17 protein-coding genes are annotated in these 17033 nt (G+C 61.7%); 9 read left to right on the top strand and 8 right to left on the bottom strand.

Annotated elements, in window-relative coordinates; translation table 11 throughout:
- Positions 1–31: 31 nt before the first annotated feature.
- From FV139_RS06015 to FV139_RS06040, 5 genes are all read left to right on the top strand, one after another.
- Positions 32–523, top strand: coding sequence for an SRPBCC domain-containing protein (locus FV139_RS06015; protein WP_187276424.1), 492 nt, complete (start codon positions 32–34; stop codon positions 521–523).
- A 216-nt stretch (positions 524–739) separates the two neighbouring features.
- On the top strand, positions 740–1429 hold the full coding sequence (locus FV139_RS06025; RefSeq protein ID WP_148067354.1) for a winged helix-turn-helix transcriptional regulator: 690 nt from the start codon (positions 740–742) through the stop codon (positions 1427–1429).
- Positions 1430–1561: 132 nt separating this feature from the next.
- Positions 1562–1954, top strand: coding sequence for a DsrE family protein (locus tag FV139_RS06030; RefSeq protein WP_148067355.1), 393 nt, complete (start codon positions 1562–1564; stop codon positions 1952–1954).
- Between the two features lie 19 nt (positions 1955–1973).
- Positions 1974–2501, top strand: coding sequence for an AAA family ATPase (locus tag FV139_RS06035; RefSeq protein WP_148067356.1), 528 nt, complete (start codon positions 1974–1976; stop codon positions 2499–2501).
- A gap of 150 nt (positions 2502–2651) precedes the next feature.
- Positions 2652–3404, top strand: a complete 753-nt coding sequence (locus FV139_RS06040) for an SDR family NAD(P)-dependent oxidoreductase (RefSeq protein ID WP_148067357.1) — start codon at positions 2652–2654, stop codon at positions 3402–3404.
- Positions 3405–3507: 103 nt separating this feature from the next.
- Here the strand turns inward: FV139_RS06040 and FV139_RS06045 are convergent, their stop codons facing one another.
- From FV139_RS06045 to FV139_RS06055, 3 genes are read right to left on the bottom strand one after another with little or no spacing between them, the layout of a single operon-like run.
- Positions 3508–4230, bottom strand: coding sequence for a ZIP family metal transporter (locus FV139_RS06045; RefSeq protein WP_148067358.1), 723 nt, complete (start codon positions 4228–4230; stop codon positions 3508–3510).
- A 57-nt stretch (positions 4231–4287) separates the two neighbouring features.
- Positions 4288–5328: a Rieske 2Fe-2S domain-containing protein gene (locus FV139_RS06050; RefSeq protein ID WP_148067359.1), complete on the bottom strand. Its 1041-nt coding sequence runs from the start codon at positions 5326–5328 to the stop codon at positions 4288–4290.
- 15 nt (positions 5329–5343) lie between these two features.
- Positions 5344–7032 (bottom strand): FAD-binding protein, encoded by a 1689-nt coding sequence (locus FV139_RS06055; RefSeq protein WP_148067360.1) that lies wholly within the window; start codon positions 7030–7032, stop codon positions 5344–5346.
- A 306-nt stretch (positions 7033–7338) separates the two neighbouring features.
- Here FV139_RS06055 and FV139_RS06060 point away from each other — a divergent pair, with 306 nt between their 5' ends.
- Positions 7339–9276, top strand: coding sequence for a DUF3604 domain-containing protein (locus tag FV139_RS06060; RefSeq protein ID WP_148067361.1), 1938 nt, complete (start codon positions 7339–7341; stop codon positions 9274–9276).
- On the opposite strand, the gene FV139_RS06065 is transcribed toward FV139_RS06060, so the two are convergent.
- Positions 9273–9926, bottom strand: a complete 654-nt coding sequence (locus FV139_RS06065) for a peroxiredoxin family protein (protein WP_148067362.1) — start codon at positions 9924–9926, stop codon at positions 9273–9275. The two genes, FV139_RS06060 and FV139_RS06065, sit on opposite strands and share 4 nt — an antisense overlap.
- Before the next feature lie 122 nt (positions 9927–10048).
- Here FV139_RS06065 and FV139_RS06070 point away from each other — a divergent pair, with 122 nt between their 5' ends.
- On the top strand, positions 10049–11773 hold the full coding sequence (locus FV139_RS06070; protein WP_148067363.1) for an SLC13 family permease: 1725 nt from the start codon (positions 10049–10051) through the stop codon (positions 11771–11773).
- 21 nt (positions 11774–11794) lie between these two features.
- Here the strand turns inward: FV139_RS06070 and FV139_RS06075 are convergent, their stop codons facing one another.
- The gene (locus FV139_RS06075; RefSeq protein WP_148067364.1) at positions 11795–13258 is read right to left on the bottom strand and encodes a WS/DGAT/MGAT family O-acyltransferase; all 1464 of its coding nucleotides are present in this window, start codon (positions 13256–13258) and stop codon (positions 11795–11797) included.
- A 46-nt stretch (positions 13259–13304) separates the two neighbouring features.
- On the opposite strand from FV139_RS06075, the gene FV139_RS06080 reads away from it, so the two are divergent.
- Positions 13305–14672 (top strand): tetratricopeptide repeat protein, encoded by a 1368-nt coding sequence (locus FV139_RS06080; protein WP_148067365.1) that lies wholly within the window; start codon positions 13305–13307, stop codon positions 14670–14672.
- Here FV139_RS06080 and FV139_RS06085 read toward each other — a convergent pair.
- Positions 14650–15273: a class I SAM-dependent methyltransferase gene (locus tag FV139_RS06085; RefSeq protein ID WP_235898563.1), complete on the bottom strand. Its 624-nt coding sequence runs from the start codon at positions 15271–15273 to the stop codon at positions 14650–14652. The two genes, FV139_RS06080 and FV139_RS06085, sit on opposite strands and share 23 nt — an antisense overlap.
- A 148-nt stretch (positions 15274–15421) precedes the next feature.
- On the opposite strand from FV139_RS06085, the gene FV139_RS06090 reads away from it, so the two are divergent.
- A complete protein-coding gene (locus tag FV139_RS06090; protein WP_187276425.1) occupies positions 15422–16081 on the top strand; it encodes a TetR/AcrR family transcriptional regulator in 660 nt (219 codons plus the stop codon).
- A gap of 29 nt (positions 16082–16110) precedes the next feature.
- On the opposite strand, the gene FV139_RS21210 is transcribed toward FV139_RS06090, so the two are convergent.
- Together FV139_RS21210 and FV139_RS06100 are read right to left on the bottom strand one after the other, a co-directional pair.
- On the bottom strand, positions 16111–16299 hold the full coding sequence (locus tag FV139_RS21210) for a cold shock domain-containing protein (RefSeq protein WP_235898591.1): 189 nt from the start codon (positions 16297–16299) through the stop codon (positions 16111–16113).
- A gap of 498 nt (positions 16300–16797) precedes the next feature.
- Positions 16798–17010 carry a cold-shock protein gene (locus FV139_RS06100; RefSeq protein ID WP_148067369.1) on the bottom strand — a complete coding sequence of 71 codons (213 nt, stop codon included), beginning with the start codon at positions 17008–17010 and terminating at the stop codon, positions 16798–16800.
- Positions 17011–17033 lie beyond the last annotated feature (23 nt).

A 17033-nucleotide genomic window follows, 5' to 3' on the forward strand; every position in this document is an offset into this window, starting at 1 on the left:
AATACCCCTGAGTGAGAGGAGATTTGCCCCGATGATCGAAGGCCTGACGGTGAGTTCAGACGTGGTGGAAATCGAGGCGCCGGCTGCACTGGTGTGGGATGTGCTGGTGGACTTTGCCAATTACGGTAAGTGGAATACCTTCTGCCCGGTCGCCGAAGCAGAGCTGGTACTGGACACCCCGATCCGCATGCAGGTGGACCTGGGGTTTGGTCTGCAGGAGCAGGTCGAGTATATCTGCCTGATTGAACCCGGTTACCGGGTTGCCTGGCGGATGGAAAACCGTCCGGAAGATCCGATTCACGCCGTTCGCACCCAGACCATCGAGCCGCTGGGCAAGAACTGCTGCAGTTACGTCTCGGTCGACGAGTTTGGTGGTCCGGGTGCGGAAGAGATGATGGGCGCCCTGGGCAAACCGGTGGAAACCGGCTTCAACCGCTGTGCTTACGACTTGAAGGCTTACTGCGAAAAACGCTTCGCTGCGATGCGAATGCGCTGCTCAGGCCCTGACCGGGGCGTGATGTAACAGCAGCGCTGGATGTGCCGCTGTACTGGCAGCGCGCAAGGGTGGCGAAGGCGCTGGTTGATGAGCTGTCGAACACGGTGTTGGCCGCTGCCGCCGAGGTACTGGTTTCCGGCTAGCTGCTGCATTGGCCACGTCGCGCAACCACCAGCTGCCGGTTTGCGCCCGCCGCCGACCGTTGCATAATAGCCACTGTCTGCAGGCTGCGACGGAAAGCATATGTACGACTACGGCGAAGCATGTCCCATCTCCATGGCGAGTACGGTGCTCTGCGAGCGCTGGACCCTGCAGATCGTCCGCGAACTGTTTTTCGGTTCCACCCGCTACTCCGAAATCCAGAAATACATCCCCAATATTTCACCGTCACTGCTGCGCGACAGGCTGCGCTTTCTCGAGGAGAAAGGTATTGTCCTGCGCAAACGCTGTGGCACGGGTAACCGCTACGAGTACCACCTGACTCCGTCGGGCAAGGCCCTGGCGCCGGTGCTGACCGAACTGGGGCGCTGGGGCTTCCAGTACGCCCGGGAGGGGATGACGGACAAGCTCAACACCGTATCCGGACTGGTACGCGACTACGCCGGTGGCCTGAACGTGGATGAACTCCCCTCGGGAGATTTTGTGCTGCAGTTCCATCTCACCGATATCAAGCCTGACGGCAAGCGCTTCATCTACATCCGGGATGGCGTGGTGCAGGAATGTGCCCAGGACCTGGGTTTCGAGGTAGACGTGTATATCACTTCCACGGTGAAGACGCTGACCCGTGTCTGGTATGGCGAACTGGATATCCATGCCGCCATCGAGTCGGAGCTGGTGACCGTGGTCGCACCCCCGGTCTTCCTGAAAAACCTGAGTCGCTGGCTCGGTATCAGCTCCTTTACCACCGGTAATCCGCGGGTTGGGCCCGCCTGATTTACTACAGATTTCATAGTGGCTTACTACAGATTCTGACCTGTGTTGCGCAGGGCAAACTGCCTAGACTTTTTATCAACCGGGGATGGCCCGGCGCGATAAAACAGACTGACAAAGTAGGGAGTTACCGACATGAGCAACGAAGCAAACATCGAGAACAGCACTCAAACCAACGACCTGATCATCGTCATGACCAAGGGCATCTATGACGAGGTGTCCTCAGTGGGCCTCACCATCGCCAACGGTGCCCTGACCTCAGGCAAAACCGTGGGCCTGTTCCTGACCAGCAGCGCCATCGACCTGGTGCGCAAGGGCGGTGTCGACCACACCCACGTCCACCCCATGGAAAGCCTGAAGGGCTTGCTGGACTCGTTCATGGAGCGTGGCGGCGATGTCTGGGCCTGTCCGCCCTGCACCACGGCGCGTGGCTACGATGAGGACAGCCTGATCGATGGTGTGGTCATCCATGGTGCCAGCGTGATCATGGAGCGTATTGGCAACGGTGCCGCGACGCTGACCTTTTGACAGCGGCCTGGGGGAATAGGTGAAAGTAGTGTTCAGTGGCGGCCCTGGCGCGGGTAAAACCAGCGTGCTGGAGGCACTCCAGCGGCTGGGATACCCGGTCGTTCATGAGTCGGCACGGGACGTCATTGCGGGAAGAAAGGCCAGAGGCCTGAGCCCGCGGCCGGCGCCAGAGGTCTTTGCCCGCGAGATTCTGGCGCTCGACAGGCAGCGTTACCGGGAGCCGCATCCGGAGGATGCCACGGTATTTTTTGATCGATCTCTCATCGATGCCCTGTGCCTGTTGGAGCAGGCAGGTAAGTTGCCAGTCGAAGAGAGGGGCGCACTACTGGAGGAGTACCGCTATCACCCCACCGCATTCCTGTTCCCCCCGTGGCGGGAAATCTACTGCCAGGATGCCGAGCGTGACCAGGGTTTTGGTGAAGCGGTAGCCGTGTTTGAGCGTTTACACGACTGGTACCTTGCGTGCGGCTACGAAGTTGCCACAGTGCCCCTCCTGGCGGTGGAAGAGCGCTGTGCATTCATCCTCCGGCAACTTGGGCCGGGGTAGTACTCGCTCGCCAGGCGGGTACGACCGGCATCGAGTGCCAGTCTGATATCGCGTTCAGTAGCTGACCTCGATTGGTATTATCGCCGGGTAGGCAGTGCAGTTGATCTATATTGTCAGTTTTGGGCGTTAACCAATCCGGGATAAGTCGTCATGAAAAAGATAACTATCGTAATAACCGGTGGAACCGCCGGCATCGGCCTGGCGACAGCCAGGTATTTTTCCGATCGCGGACACCGGGTTTTCATTTCCGGGCGCGATAAACGGCGCCTTGATTCGGCTTTGGCTACGTTGTCTGATACTTGTGGCGGCGCTGTAGGCGACGTCAACGACACTGAGAGCCTGCAGCGCTTGTATGAAATGGCCGGCCCTATTGATGTTCTATTTGCCAACGCCGGTGTGTCCTACGCAGCCAAACCGCTCCACGAATTGTCGATTGAAGAAATTGAACGCATCGTCAACACGAACTTTATGGGGGTTATCCGCACCATTCACACAGCCATTCCCAGTATGAACAATGCGTCATCACTGATCATCAATTCTTCCACGATCGGCAAGTACTCTTTCTCTGGACAATCCGTGTACGGTGCAACAAAGGCCGGAGTAGAAGGCCTGACCCGTGGTCTGGCGGGTGAACTCGCTCCTTTGGGAATCCGCGTTAATGCTATTCGAACGGGCTTCATCGACACCGAAATAATCGAAAATTCCGGTGTGCCGACAGCCGAGGCAAATGCCATACGAGCCGGTGCTGTCAGCGCGATCCCCAGGCGAGAGATAGGAAAACCCGATGAGATTGCCGAGATCGTCGAATTTCTCGGTCTTGGGGCGTGCTTTGTCAATGGCGAGGTCATTACCGCTGACGGAGGGCAGACCGCCTGCTTTGTGCCCCCGCCTTACGATGCGTAAAGGCAGTCAGCGTGCATGAACCCTGCGAGTTTGCTCACCCGGTATCAGCAGTGGATGAGTGATTGCGCAGACCATTGTCTGACGTGGCAGGGAAGTATCCCATTCAATCGATTTGAAGCCAGAAGCTGGTCTGCAGCGTCAGGGCGAACCCCAGGATGGCTCCCAGTGGCGGTGCCCAGTGGTTTTTCAGCCGGGACTGGGGGGCGATGTCCTGGAATATGATGTACATAATGCCCCCGGCGCTCATCAACATGATGGAGCCGATGATCACGCCTTCATCGCGGATCAGAAAATGTGCTGCAACCGCCGCGATCGGGCCGATCGGTGTCAACAGCAGCATGAAGGCAAGGATGCCACGGGAGCGGTGTGATCGTTCCTTGTCCAGCTCCCGGTAGGCGTTGAAACCTTCGGGTATGTTCTGGGCGCCAATCACCAGGGCGAGGAGCAGTGCTGTTGATGGATTCGACACCGCCAGGGCACCCAGGGCGAGTGATTCCGGGAGGTAGTCGAGCAGCATTCCCATCAACTGAGGATTCTGGCGGTGACGCAAGCCCAGGGTACGTTCAATCGCAAAAAATGCGAAACCACCCAGCGCAAACACGAGAACGCCCAGCGGTTGGCTGTCGAACCTCGCCATGCCCTCCGGTAGCAGGACTTCGAATACTCCGCCGAGGAGCAGCCCTCCACCCAGGGCGATCATGAAGTGGCGAAATTCGTTTTCCAGCCACCTGGGTCGAACGCGCTCGATCCTGGCCACGGCGCCGCCCAGGGGCATGCACAGTCCAGCGGCAAAGGTCAGCAGTGAAATGTAGGCCAGGTCCGTCATAACCTGGCGAGCTTATCAGTAAACCTGAAAGACGGTGAAGACGGTCCGCTGCTTCACTTACCCGACCGGCAGGTAAAATTGTTCATACCACCGCCGCAACTTGGTTATCGGCCCGTCCCCGTCACACAGGATGGGGTCTTCGCGGTACATCTTGTCCTGCCAGATCAGCACATCCTGGCCAAAGGCGGCGTGGGCAGTGACCGGATAGAGTCGGGTGAATTCCTCCGGCAGGGGTTCGTCGGTCAGGCTGCTCATGATCACGGCCGAGCACAGGTCGACTTCATCGTCGTTTACAGGGGTGTGGTAGTTTACCCACCAACTCCTGAAGCTGATCTCCGGGCTGCGTGACTCGGTGTAGTAATACATGATGGAGGGGCCGTGGTAGGTGGCGTCGCCCCAGGCGTCGGCATCCATTCCGGCTCCCTGGTTGCGGACGTCTACCAGGTCGAAATCGAGTCCGGGAGGGGTGATCATGCCGGCTTCAGGATCGCGTTTTACTTTTGATATCTGGGTAACGGTGTAGTCCCCGAAGCGGTTCTCGAAGGACTGTACATTGCCGCCGTGCACGTGGGGAAAGTGGGCTATGTCGACGATATTCTCGATCACGTCGCAGGGCTGAGCACGGATGCGGGAGCGCTGGAATTGCCATTCGCCCCAGTTTTCCGCTCCCCAGTCATCGATCGTGGGAATGTAGTCCACGGGTGCACTATCGTCGGGGCAATACCACAGCGCGATAAAGCCATTGCGTTCCATCACCGGCCAGCCCTTGAGGGCATGTTTGGCTCTTTCCGGAATCTTCTTCGCGTAGGGTATCGCCACACATTCGCCTGTGCCGTTGAACTCCCAGCCGTGAAAGGGGCAGGCGATGTTATCGCCGTGGATTCTGCCGCCGTCACTCGCCAGGTTGGCACCGAGGTGGGGACAGTAGGCATCGAGAATACAGGGTTGCCCGGATTCACCGCGCCAGGCCACGAACTCACGATCAAAATAGTGCAGCCGTTTTACTTCACCCGGAGCCAGTTCGCTGGAGAAGAGTACGATGTGCCAACCGCGAGCATAGTGGCCGGCTTGCAGAAACGCATATTTCGGTGAGGTCATGGCGGGGCTTCCTCCTCAGGGGGTAGCGAACGCGTGCTGTGCCGCGATGTAGGCGAAGGTCATCGCGGAACCAATGGTGGAACCGGCGCCGGGATAGGTGTCACCCATAACCGCCGAGCTGGCATTGCCCGCGGCATACAGGCCGTCGATGGTATCGCCATTGCCGTCCAGCACCTGGCCGAACTCGTTGCACAGCAGTCCACCTTTGGTATCGAGGTCGCCCGGCTCGCAGCGCAGGGCATAGAAGGGGCCACGATCCAGCGGTGCCAGGGACGGGTTGGGCTCCACCTTTGGGTCTGCATAGTAACGGTCGTGCAGGCTGTCGCCGCGGCCAAAGGCAGGGTCCTTGCCAAGCCGGGCGTGGTCGTTGAAGTCGGCGACGGTTTGTTCCAGCGCCGCTGCATCAATGCCGATCTGACGCGCCAGCTCGGCCAGCGTCCCGGCGCGTGTCAGCAGCCCGCTGTCAAAATAGTTCGGCGGCAGCTTGCTGTCGGGCGTAATTTTAGAAGGTTTTATGTGCCCCGCGGTATATTTTTCCCGGAACGTGGTATCGAAGATCAGGTAACAGGGAACGGCACCTTCACCGCGCGCTTCGCTCGCGTACTGGTCTTTGACCACGTCTTCATAGGGCTGGGCTTCGTTGGTAAATCGTCTACCACAGCGATTGACCATGATGGAGCCCGGATTGGACTTGCCGGAGATCAGCGCCAGGCTGCGGCCGTCCGGGAGAATGTAGGTAGGCGACCACCAGGCGCTGCCCATAAAGCCCAGTGCCGCATCGACCTTCTCCCCAAGGGTGATGCTGTCACCGGTCGAGCCCGGGGCGGCGGCGGTCCAGCGGTCGCTGGAGGGCTGCGGTTGATACTGGCGCCTGAGAATCGCGTTGCGGGCGAAACCGCCGGTGGTCAGCAGCACGCCGCGCCGGGCCCTTACCACGATATCTTTCCCGCTGCGGCATACGCGAGCTCCGCTAACACGCCGCCCCTCGCACAGCAGTTCGCTTACCGGGGCGTCGAGCCACAGGGGAATGTCGCGGTCCAGCATGGAACGACGCAGGCGGCCCACCAGGGCGGGGCCCAGGGTCAGGCGATCATCGCCGCGGCGAGCGAGCCGTGCCGGCAGGTCGAGGTAGTAACGTGCCGCCAGGCGGGCACCCAGAGCATAGGCACCGAAGTCCATCTCCTGCAGTCGTCGCCCCTCGACAACGGATACGTTGAACGGGAGGAGCAGATCCGTGTAGTGGTCCCTGCTCATGGTCGCCGCCGCACCGCCCAGGTGGCGGATATGCATGGGTGCCGGATCCATCGAACGCCCGCCGGATTGATAGCCGGGTACGCTGTCGTAGTAATCCATGTAGGCGGGCAGGGGCGTGTAGTGCACGTGACTGTGCTGCATCATGAAGCGCAGCATCTCACTGGCGCGCTCGGCATAGGCACGAACCCGGGCTTCGGGCACGCTGTCCCCGATCAGTCCCCGCAGGTAGCTCAGGGCCTGCTCGGAGTCGTCATCAATGCCGAATTCCGCCAGTCGATGATTGGCGGGAATCCACGCGACCCCACCGGACTTGGCGGTGGTGCCGCCGTAAACGGGTTCTTTTTCCGCCAGTAACACGCTGCCGCCTAACTGGTGCGCTACTACCGCACCCGTCATGCCACCGGCACCGGCGCCAGCTACCAGCCAGTCAACTTCGATCTCCCCGCTCACGGCCTGGAGCCACCGTGGGAGCGGGGATCGTGGTCAGCCTGTTTCTGATTATTGTTCACGGCGTCTCTCCCTGTTGTTCGCGCATGGAAACACGATGAGTGCCACTTGAACACGTGCGCAGGGCGCCGCTGCGAACAATCCCCAAGGCAGTTCAATAATACGGCCACGGAAATTGACCGCTATCCCGGCGGGCCCTAAGCTCCCTTTTGCTTTCATCCGGGGACCCGATAACGTGATAACTCCTGACCTCGTGCACGCATGCATTGGCTCGTTCTGCGCAACCGGAAAACGGGTGCCGGAGAGCGTATGAGCCCTGTTGTGCCTGCGATAGTGCCTGCGATTGTACCTGCGATGATCCGCCTGCTACTGGGCCTGCTGGCTGCCAGTGCCGCCTCTTCGGTCTCTGCCATCGACTACAGTGAGCAGCGCCAGCCTTGCGCGGATCACCGTGAGTTCCGGCAACCCTTCTTTGGTGACCTGCACGTCCACACCCGCTATTCGCTGGATGCAAGTACCCAGGGTACCCGTACCAGCCCGGCCCAGGCCTACGGTTTTGCCAGGGGGGAGACCTTGCCTGTCCAACCCTGGACCGACGATGGGCAGGGGTTGCGATCCCTGCAACTGCGGCGCCCGCTGGATTTCGCGATGGTTTCGGATCACTCTGAGCTGATTGGCGAAGTCGCGATGTGCAATACACCGGGCATGGAGGGCTACAGTTCCTGGCAGTGCCTGGTCTATCGTTACTGGCCCCGCGGGGCGTTCTACCTGTTCAATGCCTGGTCCTCGATCAAGGCCTCCCATCTCGGCCTGTGCGGCGACAATGACCTACTCTGTCTGGAGGCCGCCAGGGGGCCCTGGCAGGAGATGCAGGAGGCTGCGGAGCAACATTACGACCGTTCCGACGAATGCCGCTTCACCACCTTCGTTGGCTACGAGTGGACCGGTGGCGAGCCGGACAGCGGCGGCAACCTGCACCGCAATGTGGTGTTTCGCAATGCCAGCGTCCCCCCGCTGCCCATCAGTTTTATCGACGGCCCGGCAGCCTCCAGCCTGTGGCGCAGCCTGGACACCCAGTGCAACAGCGCCGACGGCGACTGCGATTCCCTGGTGATTCCCCACAATGCCAACCTGAGCGCGGGTTACATGTACAGCGGCCTCAAGGATGATGGCAGCCCGATGGACAGCGAATATGCGCGGTTGCGCCGGCAGTTCGAACCCCTGGCGGAAATCATGCAGCACAAAGGTGCTTCCGAGTGTTTTTACCAGGCGGGAGTGACCCAGGATGAGCTCTGTGCTTTCGAACAGCAGCCTGTCGACAACATCTCCGGCCTTGATACTCCCCCGAGGCCTGATACGGGTTTTCTGCGTCGGGCGCTGGGTGACGGTCTGTCCCTCGAACGCGAGCTTGGCGTAAACCCCTACCAGCAGGGCTTTATCGCCAGTACCGATACCCATTTGGGCGCGCCCGGTGCCGCGGATGAAGACCGGTTCCTCGGCCACGGTGGTGCGGGCGTTCCGGCGGCGAAGGAGATTCCCCCGGGGCTGCCGGACAAACTGGAATACAACCCCGGTGGTCTGGCGGTGCTGTGGGCCGAGGAGAACAGCCGCGACGCGCTGTTCGACGCCATGCGCCGGCGGGAGGCCTATGGCACCAGCGGACCGCGTATCGAAACGCGCCTTTTTGCCGGCTGGGATTACCCCGATGATCTCTGTGAACAACCCGAACGGGTGAAACTGGCCTACAAAAACGGTGTGCCCATGGGAGGGGAGTTGTCAGACCCTCCAACTGCCGACGCCAGCCCCGCCTTCATGCTGGCGGCACGACAGGATGCCGGTACGCCCGGGCACCCGGGAATGCCCCTGCAGCGCATTCAGATTGTGAAAGTCCGGGTTGACGCCGCGGGAGAGCGCCACGAACAGGTACTGGACGCGGTAGGAGAAGACGATGGCAGTGCGGGTGTCGACACCGATACCTGCGAAACCTGGGGGCAAGGACACGCGCAATTGTGCACCGTGTGGCGCGATCCCGCCTTTGACGCCGGCGAGTCAGCGTTCTACTACTCGAGAGTCATCGAGAACCCGAGCTGTCGCTGGAGCCAGCGCCAATGTGTGGCGGCCGGAGTGGACTGCGCCGCGCCAGAGAGCGTTCCGGATGACTACGCAGCGTGTTGCTCGGCCACGCATCGCCCTGTTATCCAGGAGCGTGCCTGGACTTCGCCCATCTGGTACACGCCGGCAGATTAGATCGGGCTCTTGCCCGCACTGACGTCGAGCACCTGGCGGGCGTAGCTCAGGGCTGCCCGGGAATCTACCCGGCTGCTGTAGGCTTCGATAAACAGCTTGCCTGCCACGACCCCTTCGGGGTTGATAACGATCATGCCGGGGTAGGGGATGCCGTAGTGATCGTCCCCGGGCTGGTACTCGGCGTTGAGGATTCCCAGTGTCTTGAAACTCAGGGCATCGACATCCGAGAGCAGCGGGATGGTTATGCCGCGCTCGGCGGCAAAGGCCTGCTGTATTTCGGGGGCGTCGTAGGTTATGCCGACCAGGCCTATGCCCGCAGCATCGAAATCCGCCTTGTGTTCCTGTAACTGGATCATCTGTTTCATGCAGTAGGGGCACCAGGACATGGAGCGGCTGGCCACCAGCACCGTGCCCCTGGGGCCGGCAAAATCTGCCAGCTGTCTTATCACCTGCCCCTGGTACCGGGCGTGCACACCGGGGAAGTGGCTGCCGACTGCCGGGCCGGGGTCGAAGTCGTCGGTGTCCGCGGGCACGAACATGTTCTCGGTGACCTTGTCGTAGGCGGCCTGCTTCACCTTGTCCTGGTTCTTGTACAGCAGCGCCAACGCCAGGCCCAGTACAACAGCCAGCACAATGAGGGTGCGATGCATTTCGTCACTCCGTTATGAGCTTATGCGAATTTGGTTAGTCTATCCGTGCCGGCCTCGCTTGTCCCACTCAGGGGCATTTGCGTATGCTTGCGCTTTCTCCGCAATGGGCCACGAGTTTCCCGATGATCGACCAGTTACTGATTTCAGCTGTCTTCCTGTTTTTGCTCGGGAGCCTGATTTTCACTGACTGGCCCGCCGCGCGCATTTTCGCCGGTGCCATGTTGGCGGCCTATTTCGCCGGCCTGGTGGATACTGCCGAGGTGCTGGACAAGGCCTCCAATGTGGGCCTGATCACCCTGGTGCTCTTGCTGCTGGTGTCGGTGGGACTGGAGCGCCTGTCCTGGCTCAATCGCCTGTCAGGTAAACTGATTACCCCGATGCTGTGGGTCACCCTGCTGAGGCTGGGCGGGGTCACAGCGCTGTTCTCGGCCTTCGTCAACAATACGGCGGTGGTGGCAACCCTGGCCCAGACCGTGCGCAACAATCGCCATCACCCGGCGTCGCGTCTGCTCATTCCCCTGTCCTATGCCGCCATTCTCGGCGGTACCATGACGCTGATCGGTACCAGTACCAACCTGATTGTCAGCAGCTTCCTGCAGGACGCCACCGGCCAGAGCCTGTCGTTTTTCGACTTCACCGTTGTCGGCGGCACAGCCACCGCGGTGGGCCTGCTGGTGTTGCTGATTTCAGTTCGCCTGCTGCCGACCGACAGTGCCGAGAAAATCGACATCAATGAATACCTGATCGAAGCGGAAGTCTCTGAGGGTTCCAACCTGATCGGGCGTACCATTGCCGAGAACCGGTTGCGTGACCTTGAGGACCTGTTCCTGGTCGAGATCGTCCGCGACGAACACCTGATCTCGCCTGTGGCTCCCAGTGAGTACATCGAGGCGGGGGACAAACTTATCTTCTCCGGCGATATCAAGCAGGTGGCCGCCCTGGATGCCCTCGACGGGCTTCACCTGTTCGCGGTGGAAGAGGGCCTGCTGCGGGAGAATATGATGGAAGTGATCGTGATGCCCGACGCCAGCATCGAGGGCAAGACCATCAAGGAGAGCGGCTTCCGCTCCCTGTTCGACGCGGCGGTGGTGGGCATGCGGCGGGGTGGCAAGCGCCTGTCGGGCAAGCTCGGCAACATCACGATCCAGGCCGGTGACAACCTGATGCTGGCCACAGGGCCGGACTTTCACGATCGCAACAACCTGGGCAAGAACTTCGTGGTGATCGACGAGTCGGTTAACGGGGCCAACTCCACACCCCTGCAGAACTGGCTGGTGAGCCTCGGGCTGCTGGGCATTGTCGCCCTGTCGGTGCTCGAGTGGCTGCCGCTCGTCAAGGGGCTGACCCTGTTGCTGGTCGTCATGCTGGTGTTGGGGCTGGTGCGTGGCTCCGAACTGCGGCGTCGCTTCCCCTTCGAGATCTGGCTCATTATTGCCTCAGCCCTGACCCTCTCGCAGGCGCTGACCAATTCGGGGCTGGTGTCGTTGCTGGCCAACGGCTTGCACACTTACCTGGGCGTGCTGGGCCCCCACGCGGCGCTGATCGGCATTTATCTGGGAACCCTGTTACTCACTGAATTGATGACCAATAACGCGGCCGCGGCGCTCAGTTTCCCTATTGCCTTCGGGCTGGCGGAAAGCTTCGGGGTCAGTGTACTGCCCTTCGTGATGGCGGTGGCCTTTGGCGCCAGTGCCAGTTTCCTGACGCCCTACGGCTACACCACCAACCTGATGGTGCAAAACCTTGGGGGTTACGCCATGCGTGACTACGTTCGCGCTGGACTGCCGTTGTCCGTGGCTTATTCGACCGTGGTGCTGGTGTTGCTGCCCATCGTGTTTCCCTTCTGAGGCGCAGTTCCCACTGGGGTCTCAGGGCACGATACTCAGCCCCCGTCTGGCCTTCGAACTGCCACGGGCTTTGGCGCCCGCCCGCGCGCTGAGCTCCGCAAAGGCATCTTCGAGGCAGCTTCTGTAAAACTCCGGGTCCGGCAGGATGTCGCGATCGGCGAGTACCGAGAGGGTGACCTTGCCGGCGTAGCTGAACACCATGTGAAAAATGCCCACACCGGGGGTCAGAACGCCCAGGCCGTAGTAGTCGACCATGCGGGCACCGGCGCAGTACAGCGGAAAGGGTGGCCCGGCCACGTTGGAAATGATGGTGCTCACGCCAACCGGCATGTAACGCGACAGTCCGTAGTGAGACCACAGCCCGGTCACGGGCCGCGTCAGGGCCGGCGAGAAGGCGCCGGCCAGCTTGATCACGTCTGCCAGGGGGGATTGCTCGCCAAAGGCCTTGGCGTCGGAACTCGAGCGGCTGATGGCGGAGAGGCGCTCCAGGGGATCCTCGATGTCGCTGTGCAGGCTGGTGTAGAGGGCTCCCACCTGGTTGTTGTCACTGCTCCCCGGCCGGCGATTGCGCAGATTGAGCGGCAGGGTGGCGGTGAGGGAACCCTCCGGCTCCTCTCCGTGTGCGTTCAGGTAGCGGCGCAGTGCTCCGGAGACGATGCCGATGGCCACGTCGTTGACCTTGACCCCGGCGAAGGTCTTGACGCGCTTGATCTCATCCAGGGAAAAACTCGCCGCGTCAAAGACACGGTGTGGTCCCACCGGGCCATTGAAGCGTGTCCGTGGACTATTGAGCTCGGGCCGTGGAATCTGGCCCAGGGCGAGCCCGGCCCCGTACTGGCACAACCGCCCCGTGGTACTGACGCTGCCGCGCAACCAGTCCAGGCTGTTGCGCACGCCGTTGACCGAAGCACGGCTCAGGAGCTCCGCCACCGAGGGGGGCGTCTCCGCGAAGTGCGTTTCCGGCGGCGGGGTGGAGGGCGCCGGTTCGGGTTCCGGGTCGTGCAGCAGAGCCATTACGCTGGCGCCTCCGGCCCCATCCACCAGGGAGTGGTGCAGCTTGGTATAGATGGCGAACGCACCCTGTGGCAGGCCGGGTATGTTGTCCAGGCCCTCAATCACGTAGGCTTCCCAGAGCGGGCGGTGCATATCCAGCGGCCTGGCGTGCAGGCGAGCAACCTGGATACACAACTGCCGCCAGTCACCGGGGTGGGGCAGGGCGATGTGGCGCAGGTGGAACTCTACGTCGAAATTGGCGTCCCTGATCCAGTAGGGGCGATCGAGTCCTCCAGGCACGTTAACCAGCCGGGTGCGAAACAGTGGTTGGTGTTGCAGGCGGCGTTCAAAGTTGGCAATGACCTGCTTGAAGCGCACAAAGTTATCCGGCGCTGACGCCGGATCGTAGATTCCCAGGCCGCCAATATGCTGAGGCGTATTGGCCTGTTCCAGGTTGATAAAGGCTGTGTCGAGAACACCCAGTTGTTTCATAGTTGTCTGTCTCCGGGCTCGCAATGCAGAGCTAAAGCTTAACCCGGTGAGATGCGCTGTCCAGCGCAACCTGCACCAACCGGCATCCCGGCGCTGGCAACACCTGTACTGTTGCGTTCTGCTGTTGCTGCTGTTCCCGGCGCTGTCCTCCATCGCGGAGCCGGGAGCGCCCTATGGCGAGCAGCTGTTGCGCAGCGGCCAGCAGTGGGCCGACGCCCACCTGCCCGGGGAGGGCGTGGCTGCCGAGCCCGAAGTCGGCGCCGGGGTGGAGGCTGCCTACAAGGGTTACCTGGAGCAACTGGAGGTCCTGCAGCGGCGCGGTGGTCCCTATGCGGTTGGCCTGTCGGAGACACTGGGCGCGATGGCCGCGTTGCAACGCCAGCGAGGCGACCTGCAGGGCGCCGAGTCCCTCTACGCCCGGGCCCTGCATATTCAGCGCATCAATGAGGGGCTGCGCAGCGAAGGGCAGCTGGAACTGTTGCGTCGGCTGATCGAACTGGCGCGGGATGGGCAGGATCTCGGAGCCCTGGACGATCGTTACGCCTACCTGTACTTCCTCCAGGGCGGTGCGCAGCCGCCGCGAAACCGCCAGGCCCTGGCGGTACAGCTGGAATACCTGCGTTGGCAGCGTGAGGCGCTGCGCCTCGGGGTCGGTGCGGGGCGCGGGCAGCGGCGCCTGCTGGAATTGCTCGAACTCAATGATCGCCTGCTGGAGGGGACGGCTGCGGGTACGCCGGCCGCCCTGCCACCGGCCAGTCGCTGGCCCCTGTTCGAGAGCCAGCTGCGCAACCTCTACCTGCTGCAGGACTCGCTGCCACCGGTGCTGGATGACCCCGGCATGCGCGTAGCGAGGCGCTTCGATCTGCAGGCGGATAACGAACTGGCCAATGAGCGCCAGCGTCTCGAGCAACAACGACGCAGCGGGCTGGCTCGGGGGCGGAAGCTGCTGCAGGATGCCATCACATCGATGCCGGTGGATGCACCCGAGCGACGCGCGGCGCGGCTGGCGCTGGCGGATTGGTATCAGTGGCACGGACAGACCCGCCGTGCAACGGAGATCTACTCGGCGCTGGTGCGTGAACTCGTTGCCGCAAACGATACGGCCACCCTGGCCGCCTGGTTCGCCGAACCTCTGGAACTGCCGGACAATGGCGCCTTCTGGCAGCCCCTGGCGCCCGGGGAGGTGGCCAGTGCGCCGATCTCCCTGGGCTTCAAGGTCGATGAGCGCGGCAGGGTACGGGAACTGGCGTCACTGGCGGTGCCCGAGGCGGCCGAAGAGGTAGAGACCCGGCTGCGCCGGGTTCTCGCCGATACCCGGTTCCGGCCGCGTTTCGACCGCGCGGGGGTGCCTCGGGCGTCGCAGCTTGAGCGCTCCTATGAGTGGCTGCCCCTCAGGCGTTCTCGATGGCCATGATCGCGCCGCGGGCCTCGACACTGCCGCGGGTTTTCCACTCGAACAGGTCGCCGCAGTGCTTGTCGACGCAGCGTTCGGCCATCTCCAGGAAGGTGGAGCGCTCCGGGTCGGCGATGTAGATGTGTTTCACCCCCGCCTTGACCGCGCGGTTGACCATGTTGGTGACAGGCTTGACCAGTTCGTCCCAGAAGCAGATGTCGGCTGCAATCAGCATGTCGTACTTCTTCAGGTCTTTCACGGTGAGCTGCTCGAACCGGCGGGCCACGGTTTTGGTTTTCACCCCGTTCAGAGCCGCAACCTCGTCGAGGTAGGGGAATACATCCGGGTCGGCATCCACGGAAGTCACCTTGGCGTCCAGCTTTTTGGCGCACCAGATACCCCCGATGCCCCAGCCACAGCCGACATCAATCACCCGCTGGCAGTTTTCTGGCGGGTGTTTCTTCAGATAGTCGATGAGCAGGGCACTGGATTTCCAGAACTTGTTGCCGTGTATGGAGGGGACTGTGCCCTGGCGTCGCACCCGGCGGATGTTGGGGTGGCTTGATGTGGGAATGGTGACACCGCGAAACGTTCTCGCTACCGTCGGTTTCGATCGGCCCAATTTACTGTCCTTTTCTGCAGATTTTGCTAGAGGTGGGGTGCCCATTGTGGCATTTTGCAGTGGATCATTACCAGTCGCATTATGTTTCGCTGTGGGGAGCGAGTCCGGTGAATGCGCCGGAGCCATACCAGAAGCAGGAGATACCCCGATGTCCCGGATACGGCCCCAGGTCGAGCTGTTTGAGAAGAACAAGCCACGGCAGGCACGCGCCAAGCGCACTTACGACAACATCCTGCTGGCGGCGGCAGAGCTTCTGGTAGAAGTGGGGGTGGAACGCATTTCCACCAACCTTATCGCCGAGCACGCCGGCATCACCGTGCCGGCACTGTATCGCTACTTTCCCAACAAGTACGCAGTGCTCTACGCCCTGGGTGCGGCCCTGATGGATCTCCAGAACCAGATTTTCGAGAGCTGGCAGGAGCGCCATTTCAGCGCCGGTGGCGCGGGCGCGCTGATGGAAAATATCGAAGAACTGCTACTCGAGACTCACCGGGCAACCCGCAACCAGGTGGGAGGGCATGAAATCACCCAGGCCCTGCGCGCGGTGCAACCGCTACAGGAGTTGCGGCAGCAGTCTCACGCGCTGATTGGCCAGCGCTTCTGTGAAGTGGCGGCCCACGCCCTGGGGCGGGAGCCGGACGAGGAGATGACCATCCACGCCACCATTACTGTGGACACCTTTTACAGCCTGGTGGAACTCGCGCTCAATGACGGGCCGATCCCGGCTGAAGGCCTGCTGCGCCACGGCGGGCGCATGATCCAGCTGTACTGGCAGGACGTGATAGAGCAGGCAGGTAGCCCGGTCTGAAATCGCCCCGCGCGGGGTGAGTGGCGCTGTCAGTCCAGCGCCACCACGTCTTCCGCCTGCGGGCCCTTGGCACTGTTGCCGACCACAAAGCCCACTCGTTGTCCGTCCCTGAGGCTGCGGCGGCCATCGCCACGGATGGAACGGAAGTGGACGAAAATTTCGTCCCCGTCCTCCCGAATAATAAAGCCGAAGCCCTTCGAAACATTGAACCACTTCACTTTGCCTTCCTCTCGGTCGGCGTTGTCCTCGACGTGGGAGCGGTGGGCGGCCTGGCTGGCCCGGCCGGCCGGTTCCGCCGTCGTCGCGGCGGGCAGCAGGGCGGTGACGAGGGTAGCAATAGCGAAACAGGCGAATAGCAGCAGGTCGGGGGAACTTTCGCCGCGTAGCAAGGTGGCGGCGACGGTGGCGGCGACGGCGATCAGCAGGCTGAGAATAATACGGATGGTGAGAGTCATGTCTGTCCTCTGGTTGGCTTGATATGGGTGTAGGCCTTGCGGCGGTTTTGCTCCGCTGCACCCCGGGGCGCGGCGGTGGTGCGCAGGCCGATTGCCCGGCGCGCGCAGGTTCCCGCGGTGTTCTGCGGAAAATACCGGCAATCCGGCAACAACAAATCTTGCCGTTACAGGAATGGCGGACTGTGCAACGATGGATTGGGTGCCGCGTGGAGTCGGGAAGGGCTTCGCTGCCATGCCTTCCGCGATAGCGGCGGGCCGGGGTTACAGTTTCAGCACATCTTCGGCCTGAAGTCCCTTGGGACCTTCGACGAGTTTGAACTCGACTGACTGGCCTTCATTGAGTGTACGGTAGCCATCACCCTGAATGGAGCGGAAGTGCACGAACACATCGTCATCGCCTTCCTCGCGGGTAATGAAGCCAAACCCCTTGGCGTTGTTGAACCACTTTACTGTGCCATTGACACGATCACTCATACCACTTTCCTCGGATTACCACT

Origin of the sequence: Parahaliea maris (assembly GCF_008064665.1) — a bacterium.
GTDB classification, from domain to species: domain Bacteria; phylum Pseudomonadota; class Gammaproteobacteria; order Pseudomonadales; family Halieaceae; genus Parahaliea; species Parahaliea maris.